The following is a 21,044-nucleotide window of genomic DNA, read 5'->3' on the forward strand; positions in this document are numbered from 1 at the left end:
TTTCACCACGTTGCTGCGTCAGCAGCAGAGAAACGAGATTATGAAGAACCTTTTTCGCTTCGTCAACCGGTTTTTTTAACTTCCCAACCCGCCGACTCCACCGGAAAGCCCCGTCAATGCTGGCTCTCCCGCCTTCCTCGTTTCCCTCGCGCCGCGTTGGCCGCAGCGCGAAAGACCGGAATTCTAGACACTTGCCTGCGTGGTTGCAAGCGGTTTTTTGATGTGCGTAAAACGCATGACATATGAGGCAAGTACGCGTGAAAGTCAAACGCCAGCATGCCGCTCCATCACGCGCGACACGAGATTTAGATAATGATCGAGATCCGGTGTCGCGCGATTCGCTTCTTTCGCCAGATCGTCCCAGCGACGCAAACGCAGCGCATCCTCGGCAAACGGCTTCTTCAGGAACACCTGCGCCTCGTCGTCACTGAATATGCCGCCTTGCAGTTCGAGACTGCGCACGGAATCCACTGACAACTTCCCAAAGTACGCCGCATCGATAGCGCACAGGCAGCGCTTCGCATCGACGTGCAGCCGAATCGGCTCCAGCACCGCCTCCGGCAACACCGGCCGCAAGAACGGCAACGCGAAGTATTGATGCAGATCGTCGATACCGCGCGCGGTCGGCGTCTCGCCCTGCCGGTTCAGCAGATGCCCGAGGTCATGCAGAAAGGCCGCAGCGACCAGCTCCTCAGCGGCGCCTTCCGATTCCGCCAGCGCGCCGCTTTGCAATGCATGCTCGAGTTGCGTCACCGGCTCGCCGCTATAGGCAAGCTGGCCGTGCGCTTCGAACAGTCCGCGAATGTCGTCGAGATTCAATGCCACAACATCACTCCCACGGAAGAGAAAAGGTCTTGAGATTCGTGAAGCTCTTCATCGCTTCCTGCACGCCTTCCTTGTATCCGAGCCCCGAATCCTTGATGCCGCCGAACGGCGTCAGCTCGACGCGATACCCCGGCACTTCCCACACGTTCACTGTGCCGACGCGCAGTTCGTTGATGAAGCGCGGAATCACATCCTGCCGGTTCGTGCACAGCCCGCACGACAAACCGAACGGCGTGCCATTGCTGATGCGGATCGCGTCTTCGATCGTGTCGAACGTGATGATCGGCGAGACGGGACCGAACGTTTCCTCGCGAATCAGCGTCATCGACGGATCGACCTGATCGACGACCGTCGGCGCATACAGCGCGCCCTTGCGTTGGTTGCCCGTCAACAGGCGCGCGCCCTGCGCGACAGCTTCATTCACGCGCGCTTCGAACAGCCGCGCCGCTTCGGCGTCGATGACGGTGCCCATCTGGTTCGACGTATCGAACGGATCGCCGTACGTCCATTCGCGCGTCTTCTCGACGACCAGTTCCGTAAAGCGCGCAGCGATGCTCTTCTGCACGATGATCCGTTTGACGGCCGTGCAGCGCTGTCCCGAGTTCTTGTACGAACCCTGCACGGCCAGTGCGGCCGCGCGCTCGATATCCGCGTCTTCGAGCACGATCAGCGGATCGTTGCCGCCGAGTTCCAGCACGACGCGCCGGTAGCCCGCGCGCTCGGCGATATGCTTGCCGATCGCCACGCCGCCCGTAAACGTGACGAGTTCGGCGAGCGGATTCGTGATCAGTTCATCGGCGATTTCGCGCGGGTCGCCTGTGAGCACCTGCAGCATCGGCGCGGGCAGACCCGCTTCATACAGAACATCGGCGAGAAAATAGGCCGACAGCGGCACCTTCTCCGACGGCTTCAGGATCACGCGATTATTCGTCGCGATGGACGGCGCGATCTTGTGCGCGACCTGGTTCATCGGGTGATTGAACGGCGTGATTGCGACGATCACGCCCGCGAGCGGATCGCGCTGCGTGAACACGCGCCGCTTCTTGCCGTGCGGCGTCACATCGCACGAGAAGCTCTGACCGTCGTCGCGCAAGGTTTCAATCGATGCAAACTTCAGCACGTCGGCCACGCGGCCGATTTCATAGCGCGAGTCCTGCTTCGACAAGCCCGATTCGAGCGAGATCAGATCCGACGCCGCTTCGAGCCGCTCGCGCAGCAGAATCCCCGCGCGCTCGAGAATCTGCGAGCGCTCGTAACGCGAGAGCGTCGCCTGATAAGCGCCTGCGTATTCGAAAGCCGCGCGCACATCGTCGACGCTCGCCATCGGCACCGTGCCGACGCGCATGCCCGAATACGGATCGAACACATCGAGCGTACGTGCGCGGGCTGCGCGCTCGCCCTTCAGACGCAGCGCTTCCGCGCGAAACGCGGGATGGTCGTTGGACTGCAGGATTGCGTTCATGAGGCCGCCACATTGTTTAACGCAAGGTCGAACACGTCGAAATTGCGCAAGCGCTTGCCCGCGACACGTGCTTCGTCGATGCGTCGATTGAAGATCAGCGGCACCACCTGCTCCGAGATGCCGCCATGCGAACGCAGCGGCACGGTCAACCCAGACAGGTCGTGTTCATCGCGGCGCGTGCCGAGCGCCGTATTCTTCTTGCTGACGACGACGATGTCGCCCACGCGATCGTTCGGCAACTCGAAGCGCTCGCACGCCGCCTGGTTGTCGAGCACGACTTCAATGTCCTTCAAGCCAGCAAGACGTTCGATCACCTGCCGCGCATTCGCATCGGGCGGCAGGTAAATCGTCGCGAACGAACCGAGCGCGCCGTGGTGCACGACGTACGGATCGGTGATCGGCAGAATCACGCGGGCCGCGCGCGCGCCGAGCCATTCGTCCATCACGTCCTGCAGATAGATCACGTTCGGCTCGCCCGTCTGCGGGTCGTGCTTGGCATTCATTCCGTGGTCGGCGGTGAGACCGATCACCCAGCCGAGCGCGTCGAGCTGCGCCAGATAGCCGTCCATCATTGCGTAGAAGGCGTTCGCGCCTTCCGTGCCGGGCGCCCATTTGTGCTGGATATAGTCAGTGGTCGACAGATACATCAGGTCGAGCTTGCGCGTCTGCGCGAGCCGCACGCCCGCCGCGAACACGAATTCGGAAAGATCCGCGCTGTACACGTCGGGCACGGGCAGACCAACCAGCCCCAGCACGTCGTCGATACCGTTCTCGTCGAGCGTCACCTTGTCGGCCTTTTCCGCCGAGAAGCAGATGCCCTTCATCTTGTTGCCGAGCAGGCGGCGCAGTTTGTCTTTGGCCGTGACGACGGCGACGGCGGCACCTGCATCGGCGGCAGCGGCGAGCAGCGTCGGCGCGCGGAGATAGGCGGGGTCGTTCATCATCACTTCCGCGCCCTTGCCGTCGTTGGCCTGCGGGTCCCAGAAGTAGTTGCCGCAAATGCCATGCACGGAAGGCGGCACGCCGCAGACGATGGACAGGTTGTTCGGGTTGGTGAACGACGGAATCACGCAGTCGGCCTTGAATGCCGCGCCGTCGCGCAACATCTTGCCGATAAAGGGCGCGACGCCCGCGTTCACGGCCGCTTCCAGATAGTCGTACTCGCAGCCGTCGACACACACGACCACCGTCGGCTTGACGGGCAGCCGGTAGCTGCGGCCATTCACTTCAACATTACGTTCGGATTGGATTGCCATTGCACTCTTCCCTACGCGTCGCCGACGCGTGTTCTTGATTCGTTCAGGCCAGTTCAGGCGAGCAACGCGCTCAACCCGTCATTGCCGTCGTCCGTTCCGTTCGGCGCGCGCGGCTCGACGGCTTCATGCGCGGCCTCATGCGCGCGCTGCCTGCCGCCGTCCACATGCGCGAGCATCAGCTGAGCGGCCTCGTCCGCATTGCGCGCGGCGAGCGCCGAGAGAATCGCGCGATGCTCGGCAAGCGAGCGCTCCATCGCATCGCTCCGTACACCCAGCGCGGCGCGCCGGAACAGACTCAACTCACCCACCAGCCTGCGATACGTCTCGTACAGCTTGCCGTTGCCCGCCGTCGCGACGATCGCGTCGTGAAACGCGACGTTGGCGCGCGCATACGCGTCGTGATCGCCGGCATCGAGCGCGGCGCGCATCGCGTCGACATGCGCGCGCAGCGCCGCCAGTTGCACAGCATCGATACGCGAGGCCAGCATCCGGCACGCCGCCTCTTCGAGCACCGCGCGCACGGCGTAGATCTCGTCGGCTTCCGCCAGCGACACAGTCCGCACGAACACGCCACGGTTCTTCTCGTTGCGCACCAGCCCCGCCTGCTCCAGCGCGCGAAACGCCTCGCGCACCGGCCCGCGCGACACCTGCAGACGCGCAGCCCAATCCGCTTCGTTTAGCTTGTCGCCAGGCGCCAGCTTGCCGTCGACGATGTGCCGTTCGATCTCGTCGCGCACCAACGCCGTCAACGAATGCCGCCTGACCACTTCGATCCGGTCGCCCGAGTCAATTTCCATATTTTCGGTCATTTCGACAATATTTGCCACATTTACATGCGTGGTGTGCCGGCCTTGGCACACCTCACGAAAAATCAGGAAACGTTGACGATCAGTCCACGCGGCGACGCGGCACGCGGGCGGCAATCAGCATCAGCGCAGCGAGCGACGCGATCAGCAGAATCAGCGACAGCGCCGACGCCGGCAGGTAATAGCCGCGTTCGACCTGTCCGACGACGACGATCGGCACCGTCGCAAAACCCGGCGGATAAACGGTGAGCGTTGCGCCCAGTTCACCGAGCGACAGCGCGAAGCCGAGCGCAAGCGACGCGCGGATCGCGGGCACCAGTTGCGGCAGCACGACACGGCGCAGCACCATCGACGGCGGCGCACCGAGGCTTGCAGCCGCTTCGCGCAACACGGTCAGCTCGGGCCGCAACGCAGCCGCCGCGCAGCGATAGCAAAACGGCAGCACCAGCGCCAACTGAACGAACACGACGATGGCAGCGGAACTCGACAGATCGAGCGGCTTCTTGTGATACGCGATCAGCACAGCGAGACCGAGCACGACGCTCGGCACGCCGTTGGGCACCATCGCGATCGTATCGACGAGCGCGCCGAGGCCGCGCCGGTCGCGGCCTTCGAGCGCGAGCGCCAGCCACAGACCGAGAATCGTGCCGAGGACCGCGACGCCGAAGCCGATCTGCAAGCTGGTCACGAGCGCATCGAAATCGCTGCCGCCAAGCCGCTCGAACCAGCGCATGCTGAAGCCGTCCGGCAGGATCGTGCCCGACCAGTGCGCAGCGACGCTCGACAGCGCGACCACGATCACGGGCAGCACGAACAGCCAGAAGCACAACAGCGCGGCGAACGCCATGAAGAGCCCGCCCGTGAGGCGCGCGACGAATCCGTGTTGAACGGGCCGCGCGCGATGCTGCACGGCGGGCAGCACGGTTTGATCGAGATCGGACATTACTTCGCTCCTCTCACCTTGCGCTTGTTGACCTGACGGTACAGCGCATACAACGACAGCGACATCGCCAGCATCACGACGGCGCCAGCGGCCGCCGTCGGCAGATCGAGATCAACGGTGGCGGAGCTGTAGATCGCCACGGGCAGTGTGATCAGATGCGCGCTGCCGAGCACGAGCAGAATGCCGAACTCATTGAGCGTCAGCAGAAAGCACAGGATTGTGCCCGCCGCGATGCCCGGCCACGCGAGCGGCAGGATCACGCGGAACGCGACCATCCAGCCGTTCGCGCCGAGGCTGCGCGCGGCTTCGATCAGACGCATGTCGAGCATCGCAAACGACGCGAGCGTCGGACGCACGACGAACGGCGCGTAGAACACCACTTCCGCGAGAATCACGCCGCCGATGCCGAACAGGAAGTCGAGCGGCGGCGCTTCGAGATGGAAGAGCCGTTGCAGTCCGATGCTGACGGAGCCTTGCGAGCCGTACAGAAAGATCAGCGTGAACGCGACCAGAAACGACGGGAACGCGACGAACAGTTCCAGAAACCGCGTGACGAGCCGCGCGCCCGGAAACGGCTTGAAGAACAGCAGCGACGCGAGCGCGACACCGAGCAGCGACGCGAGCCCGGCGCTCGCAAAAAGAATCCACAGCGTCGTGCCGATCACGCCGCTCGTTTCCGGATTCTGGAAGAACGTCGCGTAAGCGTGAAAGCTCAGTCCATGCTCGCCCGACAGGCTCAGCAACACGAGGCGCACGAGCGGATAAATCACCAGCGGACCGAGCACGAAGACAGCGAGAAACGCCAGATGATATTGCGACAGGCGCTCGCGCCGGCGCCTGGCCGCCGCGTGCGAGGCGGCCGTCGCGGCGCGGCGTGCGTCAGCCGCTTGCGCGAGCGCGTCGGGGCTGGCGTCAGGGCTGAATAAGGACGACATCGTCTGCCTCGTAACGCAAGGAAATCCGCGCGCCCTTTTCGGGCGTCATGCCGGTGCCGCGCTGCATCGACACCTGCACGGGTTCGTTGGGCATCGCGTCGAGGGCGACCTGCACGGCCAGCACCGAGCCGTACCATTCGACCGTCGAAATCGTGCCGTGCAACTGGCCTTCGCCGAGCGGCACGATGCGCATCGCTTCGGGACGCAGACACGCGACGCGGTCGCGCTCGCCGTAACGCGCGTCGCCGAGTGCAAACGCGACGCTCGGCGGCAGCAGATTGGCCGCCCCGAGATAGCGCGCGACGAACGCGTCGTTGGGCTTGTCGTACAGTTCCTGCGGCGTGCCGAGCTGCGCGATCTGGCCTTCGCGCATCAGCAGCGTACGGTCGGACAGCACGAGCGCGTCGTCCTGGTCGTGCGTCACGCAGACAATGGTCAGATTCGGCAGGCGCTCATGCAGCGCCTTCAGTTCGGAGCGCACCGACGCGCGCAGATTGGCGTCGAGCGCGGAAAGCGGTTCGTCGAGCAGCAGCACATCCGGCTCGATCACGAGCGCACGCGCGAGCGCCACGCGCTGCTGCATGCCGCCCGATAGTTGCGCAGGCATCACGTGGCCAGAGTCGCCGAGCTGCACGAGCTTCAGCGCGTCGGCGACACGCCGCGCGATTTCCTTGGTCGAGATGCGCCGCGCGCGCAGACCGAACGCGACGTTCTCGAACACGGACAAATGCGGGAACAGCGCGTAGCTCTGGAACAGCAGGCCCAGATTGCGCTTGTGCGGCGGCACATGCGTGAGGTCGCGGCCCGCGACCGTCAACGTGCCTGCAAGGCCGTCCGCTTCGATGAAACCGGCGATAAAGCGCAGCAACGTCGTCTTGCCGCAGCCGCTGCGGCCGAGCACGGTCAACAGTTCGCCGCGCTCGATCGTCAGCGACAGATCGTCGAGCACCGTGCGCGAGCCGAAGCGCACAGTCAGATGTTCGATCTGCACGCCGCCGGGCGCGCCCGTCTGCGCGACGCCTTGCGCGCGCGGCGTGGCGTCCAGCGCGCCCGAACCAGCAAGAGTCGTTACTGTGTTCACCGGGTCCATCCTCCTACGTTGGTGACTTTGGTTGGCGCATGCAAGCGCCAGAATGCTATTTGCGCGGCGTGACGAGCGTTTCAACGATCATCACGCCGCGCGTTCCATCAGATGCCGTAATTACTTCGGCTTGACGACTTCGAGCTGCTTGCCCGAATTGCCGATCACTTCGCTCTTCCAGCGGGCCGTCCAGTCAGCCTTCTTCGCCATCACCTGGTTCCAGTCGACGGGAATCAGCTTCACGCCCGAGATCGCCTGCTTGACGGCTGCGCCGTTCTTGCCCGAAAGCTGAACGTCGGTGCGGCCCGGAATGCCGAAGATGTCCGGCACCTTCGACTGCACTTCCGTCGACATCAGATAGTCGATCAGCTTCTTGCCTGCCGCCTGGTTCGGACCGTTCTTGATCAGGCCGATCGCGTACGGCAGCTGGAACGTGGTCGGCTGGCTGCCCGCGTCGGCTGCGAGGAAGATCGGCTTGATCGACAGGCCGCCATTGGCCGCGTCGTCGAGATCCATCTGCAGGTCGCCGTTCGCCACCGCGATTTCGTTACGCGAGAGCAGCACGTCGAGGTAGCCCGTGCCCTTGGTGTGGAACTTGGCGCTCTGTTCGAGCTTCTTCAGATAGTCGAACGCCTTGTCTTCGCCCATCAGCGACGTGGTCAGGATGATCACGGCCATGCCGTCGCCCGCCGTCGCCGGGTTCGAGTACGCGACCTTGCCGCTGTAGTCCGGGTGCAGCAGATCGGCGAACGTCTTCGGCTGGCTCTTCACCACTTCCGGGTTGATCGCGAACGAGAAATAGTTGTTCACGAACGTCGCCCACGCTCCATCGGACGCCTTCGCGATGTCGGGCACGTTCTTGTAGTTCACGCTCTGATAGTTCTGCAGCAGGCCCGACTGCGCCGCCGTCTGGATGAACGGCGGCAGCGTGACGAGCACGTCGGCCTTCGGCGCATCCTTTTCGACGGTTGCGCGGTTCACGACTTCGCCGCTGCCTGCCGTCACGATGTTGACCTTCACGCCTTCCTGCTTCTCGAACGCGGGCAGCACGTCCTTGTAGAGATTTTCGAGGCCGTCAGCCGTGTACAGCACGACCGCGCCCGCCGCGTGCGCGGACATCGCGCCGCCGAACGCCGCCGCCGCGACCAGCGCGGGCAGCAGCTTGCGAGCCGTTTGGCCAATACGACAAACGCGGCCCGTCGAGCGAAGGTGATCCGTCTTTTTCATATCGTTCTCTCCGAAAGGCAAAAACCTGTGGGTAACCCGTTAGTGGTGGTGTCCGGACCGCGCTTCGGGCGCGCTGTCCGCCTGACGTCGCGGCCGGAGCCGCTGAGATTGCAGATTGCTGACAACTTTTTTTGCGGCGTTTGCGCCAAGGCATCCCTCCGACGATTACGCGTTATGGGCTGCCTTGCCTGAACGGGCACGGCAAGGATCGTCTTTTTTTGTGACACCGACGTGAAGATTCTGCCGATTTCCACAAAATGACACAAATAGCCAATAATATGCAAAGCAGCCGGCAATACAACAGGCAATGCAATATGCGCCCGCAACGGCGCAACCGACCCATTCGAAGGAGGCTGTGTGATTTCTGGAAACGACCCGATCCTGCTCACGCCGGGACCGCTGACGACCTCGCCCGTCACGCGTCAGTCGATGCTGCGCGACTGGGGATCGTGGGACACCGCGTTCAACCGCATGACGCACAGCGTCTGCGCCGATCTCGTCGAGATCGTACATGGCGAAAATGACTACGTGTGCGTGCCGCTCCAGGGCAGCGGCACGTTCGCCGTCGAAGCGGCGCTCGGCACGCTGGTGCCGCGCGACGGCCGTGTGCTGGTGCCGAACAACGGCGCTTACTGCGCGCGCATCATCAAGGTGCTGCAGCGCATGGGCATCGCGTATGTGGAACTGGCGCTGCGCGAGGACGAACCCGTGAGCGCCGCCGCCATCGAAGACGCGTTCAACGACGACCCGCGCATCACGCACGTCGCGCAGGTTCATCTGGAGACGAGCGCAGGCCTGCTCAATCCGCTCGACGCGATCGCCGCCGTCTGCAAGCACCACGGCAAGCGCCTGATCGTCGACGCGATGAGTTCGTTCGGCGCGCTGCCCATCGACCTGCGCGACAGCGGCATCGACGCGCTGGTGTCGGCCAGCGGCAAGTGTCTGGAAGGCGTGCCCGGTATGGGCTTCGTGATCGTGCGGCGCAGCGTGCTCGAAGCGTGCGAAGGCCGCTCGCCGTCGCTGGCGCTCGACCTGTACGATCAGTTCGCGTACATGCAAAAGACCACACAATGGCGCTTTACGCCACCGACGCACGTGGTCGCCGCGCTGCGCACTGCCCTCGACCAGTTCATCGCGGAAGGCGGCCAGCCCGCGCGCGGCGCGCGCTATGCGCGTAACTGCGCGGCGCTCGTCGACGGCATGAAGGCGCTCGGCTTCGAGACGTTTCTGCCGGCGGACGTGCAGGCGCCCGTGATCGTCACGTTCCACGCGCCGCGCGACGCGAAGTGGCAATTTGTGCAGTTTTATGCAGCCGTGCGCGAGGCCGGGTACGTCCTGTATCCGGGCAAGCTGACGCAAGTGGAGACGTTCCGCGTCGGCTGTATCGGCGCGATCGACGCAAACGAGATGCACAACGCCGTCGCCGCGATCGGCCGGACGCTGGCGGACCTCGGCATCAGCGTGAAGTAAGCAAGGCGGAAGCAATGCGAAGCGCGACACTCACGCGATCAGGATTTCAGGGCCGCGCGCGGTGATCGCCTTCGCGAGCGCGCGGTCGGGCGCGAGTTCCGTGACGACGTAGCGCGCCTTCTCCATCCCTTCGATACGCACGGGCGTCACGCGACCGAACTTCGAATTGTCGGCGACGACGATGACCGTATTGCCCGCGCCGATCATCCGGCAGCGCACCTCGGCCGCCATGCGCGAGTAATCGGACAGCTGCGCGTCCGGCGTGATGCCGCCCGCGCCGATCAGCGCGAAGTCCGCGTGATAGTGCGACAGCTGGGTGATCGTATCGAGGCCGAACGCGGCGTCTTCGTTGTCCGACAGCTCGCCGCCGAGCAGCGTCACGCGGTTGTCGTTGCGCCGGCCGAGCAGCAGCGCGATGCGCCAGTCGTTCGTGTAGACGGTCAGCCGGTGGCGGTCGGTCAGCGCGCGTGCGGCCGCGTGCGTCGTGCTGCCCGAATCGATGATGACCGACGCGCCGTCGGGCACCAGTTGCGCCGCGCGCTCGCCGATAGCGCGCTTTGCGCTGGCGTTCGCGGCGTCGCGGGTATCGAGGTCCGGCTCGCGCCGGTCGCTCGACAGCGCGCCGCCGTGCGTCGTCACGATCAGGCCGCGCTCGGCGAGCGCGTTCAGGTCGCGGCGGATCGTCTCGCGCGATACGTTGAGCTCGCGAACCAGCTCCGCGACCGACAGTGCGCCCGTCTTCGTGACCTGAGCCAGAATATATTGATGACGTTGTTCTGCCAGCATCTCGATATGGTTGGCCGCTGTCAGGCGGCGAGCGTGTATTCAGGGATCGGGCAAGCCCGCGCCGTATTGTATTACGCATGGAGACCCGGCGCGGAAGGAACGTGTGCTGGCTGTGGGCGGACTGTCGGGCCTTCGCTGGATTACCGTTGGCGGACGGTCGGCGTATGCCCTTCATATGCCCCTCACATGCCCTTGAACCGCCCGCGTCGCAAAGCTGCGGATGTTCCGCGCGCCGCATCCCTGCTAATCTGAGCGGTCTTCTCTCGCATCGCCGATGCGCTCGAACCAACCGCCGATGCCACCTCTGTTTCGCCGACTACGACTGCTGTTTCACGCGTTGCGCTATGGCGCCCGTCTGATCTGGCTCGCCGCGCCCGAGCATCACAAGCTGCACTGGATCGTCACGCTCGTTTCACGCGTGCACGAGTCGCCGGGCGGGCGCGCCGGCGTGCATCGCGCGTTGCCCAATCTCGGCCCGCTGGCGAGCGCGTTCGCCGAAGCGCTCGCGCGCCGCCCCGAACTCGCGACAGGCACGCTGCATGACGCAATCGACGCCGTCAGCCACCTCGAAGCGCCCTTGCCGCCCGACCAGGTCGAGCATGCGATAGCGGCAGCGCTCGGCCGGCCGGTGTCGACGCTGTTTGCATCGATTGATCTGACGCCCGCGAAAAACGGCTTTGCCGAGCAGACGCATGTCGCGCGGCTGGCCGTGCCGATCGACGGGCATCGCGACATTGCGCTCAAGCTCGTGCGCGTCGCGCAAGTCCAGGAAATCGCCGACGAGGCCGCCCTGCTGCGCTGGGTCGCGCGCTGGATGGAGAAGCTCTCGAAGAACGCTCGCCGTCTGCGCCTGCGCGAGTTCGCCAATGCCTTCACGCAGGAAATCCTGCGCCGCTTCGATCTGCGCGCCGAAGCCGCGAACCTGAGTCAGACCGCGCATCATTTCGACGGCGACAAGCGTCTCGCGATTCCCGCCGTGATCTGGGAGCTTTGCACCGACCGCACGCTCGCGATGCAGCATATCGAATCGCTGCCCGCGCTCGATTTCGCCGGTCTGTCGGCGCGCGGCGTGAAGCTCGCGCCGCTTGCCGGGCACATTATCGAAGTCGTCACCGAGCAGGCCTTCGAGCACGGCTTCTTCCACGCAACGTTCGATGCAGCGCGCGTGCGCGTGAGCATCGATCCGGACACGCTCGGGCGCATCGTGCTCGCGGACTTCGCGGTGATGTCGAGTTTGTCGTCGCAGGAGCGCGAGTTCTTCGTGCACGGCGCGACGGCGCTGTTCGAGCAGGACTATGGACGGCTCGCGCATCTGCATCGCGATGCGGGCCATGTGTCGCAGGACACGCGCCCCGAGAAGCTCGAAGCCGAACTGCGCACGCGCGCCGAAGCGCATTTCGCGCCGCAGTCGCACGAACGCTCGGCGGGCGCGTTATTCCATCATCTGCTGTTTGCCGTGCACCCGTTCGGCGGCGATGTGCCGCCGCGGCTCGCCGCCGCGCAGCGCGCGTTCGGCCAGGCGGAGATACTGGCGAACGCGCTGCATCCGGGCATCGATTCATGGCAGATCGCGCGCTCGGTGCTGGCTACGCTCGCGCGCCGCGAGTTCGATCATCGCGGCTGGGTCAAGCATCTCGCGCAGGAGTTGCCGCATCTCGCGCATCTCGTGCCGCGCATCCCGCAGCTTGCGGTGCAGTATCTGCAGCATCGGCACGAAGTCACGACGGTCAGGCAACAGGCCCAGCTCGTCAGCGACGTGCTGCTCGAATACCGGCGCACGCGCTCCCTCTTATGGGCGTGCACGGTTTGCGGCGGTCTGCTCGGCGCGATTGCCGTGGTGCTCACGTACTGAGCGCGGCTTTTTTCGAAGCGCTTCGTTGCCCACGCTGCGCGAAGTGCAGCTTCGAACAAGACTGCCACGCACGCTTTGCCCGATACTGCGAGCCTTGTGTCCGCTGTTCGAGTCATCCGATGCTGGTTGTCTTCAATGCCGTTGTTTTCGTGGTCCTTTGGTCGACGGGATTCGTGGTCGCGCGCGCGATCAAGCCCTACGCCGATCCGAATCTCTTCCTGCTCGCGCGCTTCGGCGGCACCGCGCTGCTGTTCATGGCGGCTGCGCTGTTCGCGCGCGTCGAATGGCCGAGGGGCCGCGCGCTCGGCAAACATCTGCTCGCGGGCGCGCTGCTGCAAGGCGTGTATCTCGGCGCGGGCTACTGGGCCGTCGCGCAAGGGATGAGCGCGGGCATCATGGCCTTGCTCGGCGCGTTGCAGCCGCTGCTGACGGCGGCCGTCGCGGCGCCACTGTTCGGCGAACGTCTGTCGGGGCGAGGCTGGACGGGCATGCTGCTGGGTCTCGCGGGCGTCGCGCTGGTGCTCGAGCCGAAGCTCGCCGCCGCAACGGCGAGCGTCGCGCCGGATCATGCGGGCAACGTGCCGGAATGGCTCGTCGTGACCGTGTCGATTTTCGCGGTGTGCGCGATCACGGCAGGCACGCTGATCCAGAAGACATCGCTGTCGAAAGCCGAAATACGCAGCGCGAGTGCCGTGCAGAATGTCGGCGCGGCTATCGTCGTGCTCGTGTTCGCGCTGGCGCTCGGCGAGCACAAGTGGATTCCGTCGCCGGCGCTGTGGGTGTCGCTCGCGTGGGGCATCGTGATGCTGTCGGGCGTTAGCGTCACGCTGCTCGTGTGGATGGTCCGGCGCGGCGACGCGTCGCGCGCGACGGCGCTGCTGTTTCTCGCGCCGCCGCTCGCCGCGCTCGAAGGCTATGTCGGCTTTGGTGAAACGCTGACGGTGGTGCAGGTGGCAGGCTTCGTCGTGGCGCTGATCGGTGTGCTGCTCGCGCGCTCGTGATTGCGCTGGCGGGCAGCGGTTTTCTCGCGCCGCCCGCCGAAGCGCCCCTTCGATTAATCCGCCGTGTCGGCGTTCGCCGGCACCTTCGCGCGGACCTTGCTGCTCGGCGCAGGCGACCACGCGGGCCGCGCCTTGCGCTGCGAATCGACGACGACGATATAGCGCCCCGCCCACGGCGTCACGACGCGGTCCGAATGCAGCACCCACAATGAGCGACCGTCGGCGACGAGCGCCTCGTAGTCGCGGTCGAGCATGCCGTAGTGGTCGAGGAACACGTTCAGCGATGCCGGTATCCGCACGCAGCCCTTCGAATGGCGGACGCCGAGAATCGGCTCGAGCTTGTCGGGATCGGTTGCGTGCATCTGGAAGCGCATCTGCGACATGCCACCCTTGCCCCAGCCGCGCTCGCCCTGCGCCCAGCCGAGATCGAAGATGCGCATGTCGTGGCCGCCGTAGCCGCGAATGCCGTTCTGGTTCATCGTGCCTTCGGCGCGGAAATCCATGTTGTCCGGCGTGTGCTCGAACACGCCGAGCGGCGTGATGAAGTGATCGAACTGCCCCGGCCTCCCCGTTGCGACGGGCGACGCGCCAATCATCTGCCATGCGTCCAAAGGCGCCGCGCGAAAGTAGATGAAGAGCGCCTGGACGTTCTCGTTGCGATCGACGAGCACCACATACTCACCCGACAGATTGCCCAGATCGTTCTGCGCGAGCCCCTGCTCCAGACGCTCGCCGTACGCGCGTTGCTCCGCTGCGGGGACTTTCAGACGGCGCGTCACGCTGCGCGCGAACACGTCGCGCAACAACAGCGCGCGGCGCGGGTCCACGCGGCCGGCGGCATCATGCGCGGCGACGGCGGACGCGTCGATAGCAGCATTGGACGCGACTTTCGGGGCATCGGCGGCACGTGCGTATTGTGTGAACGCGGAAATGGCAAGCGCCGAGGTCAGCGAAAGCGCTAACGACAATCCGAACGACGACACCGATCGGCGCACGCATAATCGCGCACGCGACACCGACGCGATCACATCGATCGCCCTATCCCCGTTATCACTGCGCAGTGTGCCGCTCTGCGCATCCGCCCTCTCTCGTGCAGGCGGAATGACTACCCTGTTCTGTTTTGTGCTGGTCATTTTGTTCGAACGTCACTGCCAGTCGCCCAACCCGTGCAACCGCTCGTGGCGTGCTGCCGGGCGTCTTCCGGTGCGGCAACGTTGTGCCCGCGCCGTGCTTTCGCGCTGTCCGATATCGGACGGCTACTGCATCTCTCGATTTAAAGCCTTAATCGTTCAGATTTAATTATGGGTATGCCACATTAAACCAGACAATGTGTGACGGCGCATCGAGTTCAGCACTTCATGCCATCATCGCCGGTGATATCTATGCCATTTGCAAGGAGAACGTCGATGGACCAGCAGCAACGCGCCGCGCGCCAGCGGCAGATTGCAGCCGAACTGCACGTCGCGGACCATTTCGACGCGGCGCGCGAAATCGAGCGGCGCGTCGCGTTTCTCGCAGATTATCTACGCGCGAACGGACTTGCGGCCTATGTGCTCGGCATCAGCGGCGGCGTCGATTCGTCGACGGCGGGACGGCTCGCGCAGCTCGCCGTCGAGCGTCTGCGCGATGCGCACTACGACGCACGCTTCGTCGCGATGCGCCTGCCGTACGGCGTCCAGCACGACGAAGCGGATGCGCAGCAATCGCTCGCCTTCATCCGTCCCGACGACACCTTGACCGTCGACATCCGCCCAGCCGCCGACGCGATGCTCGCCTCGCTCAGCGCGAGCGGCCTGCCCTTTGCCGACGCGTCGCAACAGGACTTCGTGCACGGCAACATCAAGGCGCGCCAGCGGATGATCGCGCAGTACGCGGCGGCAAGCGTGCGGCGCGGCATCGTGATCGGCACGGACCACGCGGCGGAATCGGTGATGGGTTTCTTCACGAAGTTCGGCGACGGCGGCGCCGACGTGCTGCCGCTCGCGGGCCTGACCAAGCGGCGCGTGCGCGCGCTCGCCAGGGCGCTCGGCGCCAACGACGCGCTCGCGCACAAGGTGCCGACCGCCGACCTCGAAATGTTGCGCCCTCAACGTCCGGACGAAGACGCCTACGGGATCCGTTACGAGGACATCGACGATTTTCTCGAAGGCAAGCCCGTGAGCGACGCGGTGTTCGACACCGTTATGCGCTTTTACGACAGCACGCATCACAAGCGCGCGCTGCCTTACACGCCATTCGATTGAACACGCGGCGCGTGGACTATTTGCGCGGCGGCGTTTCGTCGCCGCCAAATGGCACGGCGCTAACCTGCAGCGCTACGCCGGCCAGCTGCTTGCCGGTGAACTGCTGCGCGATGACCTCGGCGACATAGGCTTCGTCGGCTTCGACATCGACTTTCGCATACGCGTTCGACGTGCCCTGCTCGAACACTTCGATGTCTTTTGCATAGTGACCGAGTTCATGGCCGAGAAAATCACGTACTTCCTGCTCGGAGCAAGATTCGGGAATGTTCCACACGATGATCTTCATACGCGCCACGCTCTCAGTTGATGGTAGTCATGCAGCTAGCCGGATTGGCGCTGCATGCCGGACCTCGAAGCTGTGCTGTTTCCGTGCTGTTTCGTTAGTGTTTCGACCTTCAGCGTAGCCAGAAACGTGCCCCGGAGCAACGCAGGCGACAGACGGCGCCCGCGCGTGGTCCGGCAAGCTCAGTGCAAACTCAGTCTGCGTTCTCGACGTTCGCCGCGCTGACCCACCAGGCCATCTCGCCTTGCGGCACATGCACGAGCACGGCGGAAGGATCGGCGACGCCGTCATCGGCGATCTCGCAGACGCCGAGTCCGTCAGGCAGACGCTTCACAGTGCCGGCGTCCTGAAAGAGCGAGAGACGATGCGCGTCGAGCGGGCGCAACTGGCGGTACACGTCGTAGCTGATCGCGCCCGGCGTGTCGCCGCGGATCTGCAGCGCGTCGTCCTTGCCGCACGGCGACGATGCGGCCAGCGCTGCATGACTCGCCGCGAGGCAGCCGAGCGCGGCCACGACGGCAGCGATGAATGATTGCTTCATATTGATTCTCCAGGATGTGACGGTTGGCCGCGCGTCGCGGCCTTCGGGAAAGCGGATTGAACGTGCCGGCGACAGTTGCGGCCAGGCTCAGGAGCCATCGCTGCCGATCGACGCGACGCCGCGATCGTCGTCGCACGGCGCGCTGCCGAAGCCCGCATAGTGTGCGGACCAGTTTCCGGCGATAGCCGCCTGCGCTTCGCCCAGCGACATGCGCCCTTCGCACACGCAACGCTTGAGCTTCGCCGTAAGCAATTCCTTGCGACGCTCGCCCTTGTGTCCGCCCCATGGCAACAGATCGAGGTTGTCCTGCGCATCCGGCGATCCGCCCAGCAAGATCGGCACGCGCCGATCCAGCGCGTAACGCGTGCCATGCCCGGCATCGATGCCGCGTTCGGCGAGCAACCGGTCCTTGAGCTCCATCATGTCGTCGAACGGTGGCGAAACCGTGTCGGCATAGCCGGGCCGGCATATCGTCGTGGCGATGTTCTGCTGCGAAACGCGCTCGTCGAGCATCGACGCGTCTTGTGCAAACGACGCCGACGCATGCAGATACAAGCCCGCCAACACGGCAACGAGCGCTATGGCGCGCAGGCGCCTCTTTCGCGCGAGACCCGTGACGCGGCCCGCGTCACTGATAGTTGATTCGATCCGACTGATGCTGTGCGCCTGCTCGAGCGCGTTCTTCTTCCCTTCGTTCATTAATCAGCGCGCCTTTGAGTAGCGCGGAAGAGTTAATTCGCAGGACAATTAAAACACATCCAGGACGCACGACGTAAATACAGCCAGATTGAATCGCTTCACTTTTTCGATGCTGGCGGCATCGAGGGCATCGCTACGGCGCCGCGATGCCCTCGCCGATGGAGTCTTGCCGATGCACGGAAGCGCCGCCATGACACGCATCAAAACAGACTCGCTCAATGCATCTTGGCAGCCGTAAGCGCCTGCAATGCGCGCACGCGCCCGAGCGCTTCCGTATTGCTCACCGCCTTCTCGTACATTGCCGCGAGATCGACCTTCAATGCGGTGCGCGAGCCGCCGTCGAGATACACCATATGCCCCGACGGATAGAACCGCGCGGACAGGTTGTTCCGCACCTGCTGGCTCAGGAGCGGCATCTGCTGCAGATCGAGCACCGTCTGATAGAACGGCGTGACGAAGTCATAGAACCCGTTCGCCGACAGCACTTTCAGATCGACGTTGAGCGCCATCACGGCGGCGAGGTCGCCCGCCGTGTAGAGAATGATGTTGCCCTTGCTGTCGAGGCCCTTCTGCTCGCCCGTCGGATCGATATGGCCGAAGTCCCAGAACTTGAACGCCTGATCGTTCAGATCCGTGAACGCCGAGTTCGATGTGAACTTCAACTGCTCGTTCAGATACACGTTCCACATCGTCGTGTAGACGCCCGTGACGGCCGTCATGGTCGGATCGTTGCCGCCCGAGTTCGGATCGATCTTGCCCGCGATGCCCGTTTCGATTGCGGTGACGCGGCCGTCATATGCGCCGAGCGCGAGCCCCTTCGACTTGAGCAGCGTGGTCAGGAACAGCGAATTGCCCCGGCTGTCGTACCCGGCTATGTCGAGACTCCACGCAAGCAGCGTGGCCTTGTCGATGCCCGTATACTCGCTGAGCTTTTCGACCACGGCGCTGTCGGTGGTCGGGAACTTGCGCAACGCGTTCAGGTAGTCCGTGCGTGCGAACTGCGCGACCTCTTCGACGAACTGGCCAAGGTCCGTGGGCCGAGGCGCGATGCCGAGCTTCTTGTGATACCACGCGTCCGCCGCGGCTGTGGGCAGCGCGCCGATGGGATTGCCCGCCTGCGTGTAGTCGAGGATCGACGATTGCAGCGTGATGCCGTTCAGATCGACGCCGTCTTCATGCAGCTTGTAGGCGAGCACGCAACTGCGCGCCGTGCCATACGATTCGCCGAACAGAAACTTCGGCGAATTCCAGCGGTTGTTCTTCGTCAGATAGCGCTTGATGAACTGCTTGATCGAGTCCGCGTCCTGATCGACGCCCCAGAAATCGCGGTTCTTGCGCGGCGCGACGGCGGCCGAATAACCGGTGCCGACCGGGTTGATAAAGATGAGGTCGCTCTTGTCGAGCAGGCTGTCCGGGTTGTCTTCCATCTGATACGGCGCGGGCGGCGTGAAGCTCGGCATCGACGTCTTGATGCGGCGCGGTGCGAACGATCCCAGCAGCACGAACACCGACGACGAGCCCGGTCCGCCGTTATAGAAAAACGTGAGCGGCCGGCTCTCTTCCTTCTGGTTATCCTGCGTGAACGCGACATAGAATATCTTCGCGCTCGGCAGCGAACTGGATGGATCGACCGTTACCAGATGGCCAGCTGTTGCCGTGTAGTTGAGCTTCTTGCCGCCGATCGTGATCGAATGCTTCGTGATCGCTGCGCTCTCGCTGGTGTCGGTGACCGAGTCGTCGGGCCCGTTGCCATATGCGACGGGATCGAAGAACGGGTGGTCACCGGCCTTGTGAGACGCGCTCGCAGCGGATGCTTCCTGCGTGGCGTGTGAGTTGTGAGGCGACTGCGAACTGCCGGAAGCTGATTCTGTATTCGTCATGATCGCTCCATTGAATGCCTGTATGTGTTACCCACTGTTGCGATGCATTCATCGCCGCCAAAAGCACGGCGCCCGAGCCGCGAGCGCCCGCTCATCAGACTATAAAGCTGCCGCCACCTTCACACCATTGGGACTGCCCAATCCCGTGCAGGCATCCCAGCCGGTCGTCGCGGCATAACTGCCGTTGTTGCCCTGCGTGATGTCGTTGCAGGCGCCCGCCGCCTTGTACAGCTTCGGATTGACGAAGCCGACGGGCGCGCCCTTCGCACCGTTGATGCGCGCGATCAGCGCGGCCCACAGCGGCGCGACGGCGCTGGTGCCGCCGATCACCGTGTTGCTGCCGTCGACGATCACGTCGTAGCCGGTGAGCGGTGACGCGTCGCCCGCCACGTCCGGCACGCCGCGCCCCGTCAGCGCGTGCTTGCCCTGCGAGCCCGATACGGACAGCCCTTCCTGCCAAGACGGCACGGGGAACGTGCCGCTCACGCCCCCGCCCGACGCGCCGCCGTTCGCGCCGTCGTTCCACACCACTTCGTGCGAGACCGTTTGCCCCGAGCCTTGCAGGCTGGTGCCGCCGCACGCGAGTACGTACGGGCTCGACGCGGGGAAATCGACATGGTCGCTGCCGTCGCCCACGCCGTCGCCGGAGCCACTGTCGCCCGATGCCGCGCAGACGGTCACGCCGATCGCTGCAGCCGATTGCAGCACGTCGTTGAACGCGTTCATCGACTGCGCGGTCCACACGCTTTCCGGCGCGCCCCAGCTGATCGAAATCACCGACGGTTTGTTGGTCTTGTCATGCACCGCGCGGCTGACGGCGTCGATGAAGCCCGCGTCGCTGTTGGTCGTGAAGTACACGGCGATAGTCGCGCCCGGCGCGATAGCGCCGGCGATCTCGACGTCGAGCGTGACTTCGCCGTCCGGTCCGTTCGGATCGCCAGTAGGATGGTTGCCGCCCTGGTCGACACCAACGGCAACGACTTTCGGCGAGCCCACGCCGAGGCTCGAAAAATAGTTGTCGAGGTCGGCCGTGCGATAGCCGCCGCCCAGTTCGATGATGCCGATGCACTGGCCGCTGCCGTCGCCCTGCGGAAACCGATACAGCGAAGCGAGTTGCAACGGCGTGAACGACGATGCCTGCTGCGCCTGCGCCGGCCGGAACGGCGGACGCATGCGGAAATGCGGGCGCGCTTGCGGACGGTCGTCGAGACCGAGCACGGCAGTGACGACGCCATTCAGATCGTCGGGTACGCTGATCGCGCCCGTGCGGCCACGAAACTGGCCCATCGATTGATGCTCGTAGTGCTGCAGTCGAACGTCGAACGCCTTCTGGAACTGATCGATCTTGCCGCTCAGCACGACGGTGCGCGCCGACGCGTCTTCACGCACGACCGTCAGCCCGTGCTGCGTAGCGAAGGCTTTCAGTTTCGCAATGTCTTCCGCCGATGCGCCAAAGCGCTGTTCGAGTTCTTCACGCGTGAGCGGCTTTGCATCCGCCGCGCCTGCTTCGATCTTTTTCATCATCTGGGCGAACTGCGGCTCGTCCTTGCGGCGCAGCACGACGACGACCTGAATCGTTTCCGACGGATCGCACTGCGCGATCACCTTCGAACCGGGCGCGAGCGTGCGCTCGCTGCCGGGCAATGGATGCTTCGACATGGTTGCGATTCTCCCTGTGTCGACGGGCGTGGGCGCCTGGCGCTGACTCCCGTCTCATCCAGCTTGGTTGCGGCGAATGACTCGAAGCCACGCGT

At 64.6% G+C, this 21,044-nt stretch carries 20 protein-coding genes; 5 read left to right on the forward strand and 15 right to left on the reverse strand.

What is annotated here, in order from left to right; genetic code table 11:
• A partial coding sequence (locus SB822_RS51660) for a hypothetical protein (RefSeq protein ID WP_410858415.1) occupies window positions 1–246 on the forward strand: 246 nt, incomplete at its 5' end.
• Between the two features lie 18 nt (window positions 247–264).
• Here the strand turns inward: SB822_RS51660 and SB822_RS51665 are convergent.
• From SB822_RS51665 to phnS, 8 genes are all read right to left on the reverse strand, one after another.
• The gene (locus SB822_RS51665) at window positions 265–825 is read right to left on the reverse strand and encodes a phosphonate degradation HD-domain oxygenase (protein ID WP_410858416.1); all 561 of its coding nucleotides are present in this window, start codon (window positions 823–825) and stop codon (window positions 265–267) included.
• A gap of 4 nt (window positions 826–829) precedes the next feature.
• The gene (gene phnY, locus SB822_RS51670) at window positions 830–2,287 is read right to left on the reverse strand and encodes a phosphonoacetaldehyde dehydrogenase (protein WP_086916462.1); all 1,458 of its coding nucleotides are present in this window, start codon (window positions 2,285–2,287) and stop codon (window positions 830–832) included.
• Window positions 2,284–3,543, reverse strand: a complete 1,260-nt coding sequence (gene phnA, locus SB822_RS51675) for a phosphonoacetate hydrolase (protein WP_410858417.1) — start codon at window positions 3,541–3,543, stop codon at window positions 2,284–2,286. Before phnA ends, phnY begins: the two co-directional genes overlap by 4 nt.
• A gap of 53 nt (window positions 3,544–3,596) precedes the next feature.
• Entirely contained in the window at window positions 3,597–4,352 is a 756-nt protein-coding gene (locus tag SB822_RS51680) for a phosphonate utilization associated transcriptional regulator (RefSeq protein WP_410858430.1), read from the reverse strand.
• 79 nt (window positions 4,353–4,431) lie between these two features.
• Window positions 4,432–5,292, reverse strand: a complete 861-nt coding sequence (gene phnV, locus SB822_RS51685) for a 2-aminoethylphosphonate ABC transport system, membrane component PhnV (RefSeq protein WP_007740864.1) — start codon at window positions 5,290–5,292, stop codon at window positions 4,432–4,434.
• Entirely contained in the window at window positions 5,292–6,227 is a 936-nt protein-coding gene (locus SB822_RS51690; RefSeq protein WP_086916464.1) for a 2-aminoethylphosphonate ABC transporter permease subunit, read from the reverse strand. Before SB822_RS51690 ends, phnV begins: the two co-directional genes overlap by 1 nt.
• Entirely contained in the window at window positions 6,205–7,317 is a 1,113-nt protein-coding gene (phnT, locus tag SB822_RS51695) for a 2-aminoethylphosphonate ABC transport system ATP-binding subunit PhnT (protein WP_410858418.1), read from the reverse strand. The genes SB822_RS51690 and phnT overlap by 23 nt, the downstream gene beginning before the upstream one ends.
• Window positions 7,318–7,428: 111 nt before the next feature.
• Complete coding sequence (phnS, locus tag SB822_RS51700) at window positions 7,429–8,535, reverse strand: 2-aminoethylphosphonate ABC transporter substrate-binding protein (protein ID WP_410858419.1); 1,107 nt, start codon at window positions 8,533–8,535, stop codon at window positions 7,429–7,431.
• Between the two features lie 360 nt (window positions 8,536–8,895).
• Here phnS and SB822_RS51705 point away from each other — a divergent pair, with 360 nt between their 5' ends.
• Window positions 8,896–10,005 carry a 2-aminoethylphosphonate--pyruvate transaminase gene (locus tag SB822_RS51705; protein ID WP_410858431.1) on the forward strand — a complete coding sequence of 370 codons (1,110 nt, stop codon included), beginning with the start codon at window positions 8,896–8,898 and terminating at the stop codon, window positions 10,003–10,005.
• 30 nt (window positions 10,006–10,035) lie between these two features.
• Here the strand turns inward: SB822_RS51705 and SB822_RS51710 are convergent, their stop codons facing one another.
• A complete protein-coding gene (locus tag SB822_RS51710; RefSeq protein WP_007587357.1) occupies window positions 10,036–10,791 on the reverse strand; it encodes a DeoR/GlpR family DNA-binding transcription regulator in 756 nt (251 codons plus the stop codon).
• Between the two features lie 295 nt (window positions 10,792–11,086).
• Here SB822_RS51710 and SB822_RS51715 point away from each other — a divergent pair, with 295 nt between their 5' ends.
• Both SB822_RS51715 and SB822_RS51720 read left to right on the forward strand, forming a co-directional pair.
• Window positions 11,087–12,643 (forward strand): ABC1 kinase family protein, encoded by a 1,557-nt coding sequence (locus SB822_RS51715; RefSeq protein WP_410858420.1) that lies wholly within the window; start codon window positions 11,087–11,089, stop codon window positions 12,641–12,643.
• Window positions 12,644–12,762: 119 nt separating this feature from the next.
• Entirely contained in the window at window positions 12,763–13,644 is an 882-nt protein-coding gene (locus tag SB822_RS51720; protein ID WP_410858421.1) for a DMT family transporter, read from the forward strand.
• Between the two features lie 53 nt (window positions 13,645–13,697).
• Here the strand turns inward: SB822_RS51720 and SB822_RS51725 are convergent, their stop codons facing one another.
• Window positions 13,698–14,777, reverse strand: a complete 1,080-nt coding sequence (locus tag SB822_RS51725) for a L,D-transpeptidase (protein WP_410858422.1) — start codon at window positions 14,775–14,777, stop codon at window positions 13,698–13,700.
• Between the two features lie 273 nt (window positions 14,778–15,050).
• Between SB822_RS51725 and nadE the strand changes: the two genes are divergently transcribed.
• Window positions 15,051–15,887 (forward strand): ammonia-dependent NAD(+) synthetase, encoded by an 837-nt coding sequence (nadE, locus tag SB822_RS51730; RefSeq protein WP_114221659.1) that lies wholly within the window; start codon window positions 15,051–15,053, stop codon window positions 15,885–15,887.
• A gap of 16 nt (window positions 15,888–15,903) precedes the next feature.
• On the opposite strand, the gene SB822_RS51735 is transcribed toward nadE, so the two are convergent.
• The 5 genes from SB822_RS51735 to SB822_RS51755 form a co-directional block, all read right to left on the reverse strand.
• The gene (locus tag SB822_RS51735; protein WP_007587347.1) at window positions 15,904–16,173 is read right to left on the reverse strand and encodes a hypothetical protein; all 270 of its coding nucleotides are present in this window, start codon (window positions 16,171–16,173) and stop codon (window positions 15,904–15,906) included.
• 190 nt (window positions 16,174–16,363) lie between these two features.
• Window positions 16,364–16,711 carry a hypothetical protein gene (locus SB822_RS51740; protein WP_007587346.1) on the reverse strand — a complete coding sequence of 116 codons (348 nt, stop codon included), beginning with the start codon at window positions 16,709–16,711 and terminating at the stop codon, window positions 16,364–16,366.
• 87 nt (window positions 16,712–16,798) lie between these two features.
• Window positions 16,799–17,410 carry a hypothetical protein gene (locus SB822_RS51745; protein ID WP_410858423.1) on the reverse strand — a complete coding sequence of 204 codons (612 nt, stop codon included), beginning with the start codon at window positions 17,408–17,410 and terminating at the stop codon, window positions 16,799–16,801.
• Between the two features lie 215 nt (window positions 17,411–17,625).
• Complete coding sequence (locus tag SB822_RS51750; RefSeq protein WP_410858424.1) at window positions 17,626–19,290, reverse strand: S10 family peptidase; 1,665 nt, start codon at window positions 19,288–19,290, stop codon at window positions 17,626–17,628.
• Between the two features lie 99 nt (window positions 19,291–19,389).
• A complete protein-coding gene (locus tag SB822_RS51755) occupies window positions 19,390–20,949 on the reverse strand; it encodes a protease pro-enzyme activation domain-containing protein (RefSeq protein ID WP_410858425.1) in 1,560 nt (519 codons plus the stop codon).
• Between the last annotated feature and the right edge of the window lie 95 nt (window positions 20,950–21,044).

The sequence above is a fragment of the Paraburkholderia sp. SIMBA_054 genome, from assembly GCF_046534875.1.
Lineage (GTDB): Bacteria > Pseudomonadota > Gammaproteobacteria > Burkholderiales > Burkholderiaceae > Paraburkholderia > Paraburkholderia hospita.

Excerpts from the sequence above, each read along its gene's own strand:
- phnY (WP_086916462.1), bottom strand. The coding sequence starts at position 2,287 with ATGAACGCAATCCTGCAGTCCAACGACCATCCCGCGTTTCGCGCGGAA.
- phnA (WP_410858417.1), bottom strand. The coding sequence starts at position 3,543 with ATGGCAATCCAATCCGAACGTAATGTTGAAGTGAATGGCCGCAGCTAC.
- SB822_RS51680 (WP_410858430.1), bottom strand. The coding sequence starts at position 4,352 with ATGACCGAAAATATGGAAATTGACTCGGGCGACCGGATCGAAGTGGTC.
- phnV (WP_007740864.1), bottom strand. The coding sequence starts at position 5,292 with ATGTCCGATCTCGATCAAACCGTGCTGCCCGCCGTGCAGCATCGCGCG.
- SB822_RS51690 (WP_086916464.1), bottom strand. The coding sequence starts at position 6,227 with ATGTCGTCCTTATTCAGCCCTGACGCCAGCCCCGACGCGCTCGCGCAA.
- phnT (WP_410858418.1), bottom strand. The coding sequence starts at position 7,317 with ATGGACCCGGTGAACACAGTAACGACTCTTGCTGGTTCGGGCGCGCTG.
- phnS (WP_410858419.1), bottom strand. The coding sequence starts at position 8,535 with ATGAAAAAGACGGATCACCTTCGCTCGACGGGCCGCGTTTGTCGTATT.
- SB822_RS51710 (WP_007587357.1), bottom strand. The coding sequence starts at position 10,791 with ATGCTGGCAGAACAACGTCATCAATATATTCTGGCTCAGGTCACGAAG.
- SB822_RS51715 (WP_410858420.1), top strand. The coding sequence starts at position 11,087 with ATGCCACCTCTGTTTCGCCGACTACGACTGCTGTTTCACGCGTTGCGC.
- SB822_RS51720 (WP_410858421.1), top strand. The coding sequence starts at position 12,763 with ATGCTGGTTGTCTTCAATGCCGTTGTTTTCGTGGTCCTTTGGTCGACG.
- SB822_RS51725 (WP_410858422.1), bottom strand. The coding sequence starts at position 14,777 with ATGACCAGCACAAAACAGAACAGGGTAGTCATTCCGCCTGCACGAGAG.
- nadE (WP_114221659.1), top strand. The coding sequence starts at position 15,051 with ATGGACCAGCAGCAACGCGCCGCGCGCCAGCGGCAGATTGCAGCCGAA.
- SB822_RS51735 (WP_007587347.1), bottom strand. The coding sequence starts at position 16,173 with ATGAAGATCATCGTGTGGAACATTCCCGAATCTTGCTCCGAGCAGGAA.
- SB822_RS51740 (WP_007587346.1), bottom strand. The coding sequence starts at position 16,711 with ATGAAGCAATCATTCATCGCTGCCGTCGTGGCCGCGCTCGGCTGCCTC.
- SB822_RS51745 (WP_410858423.1), bottom strand. The coding sequence starts at position 17,410 with ATGAACGAAGGGAAGAAGAACGCGCTCGAGCAGGCGCACAGCATCAGT.
- SB822_RS51750 (WP_410858424.1), bottom strand. The coding sequence starts at position 19,290 with ATGACGAATACAGAATCAGCTTCCGGCAGTTCGCAGTCGCCTCACAAC.
- SB822_RS51755 (WP_410858425.1), bottom strand. The coding sequence starts at position 20,949 with ATGTCGAAGCATCCATTGCCCGGCAGCGAGCGCACGCTCGCGCCCGGT.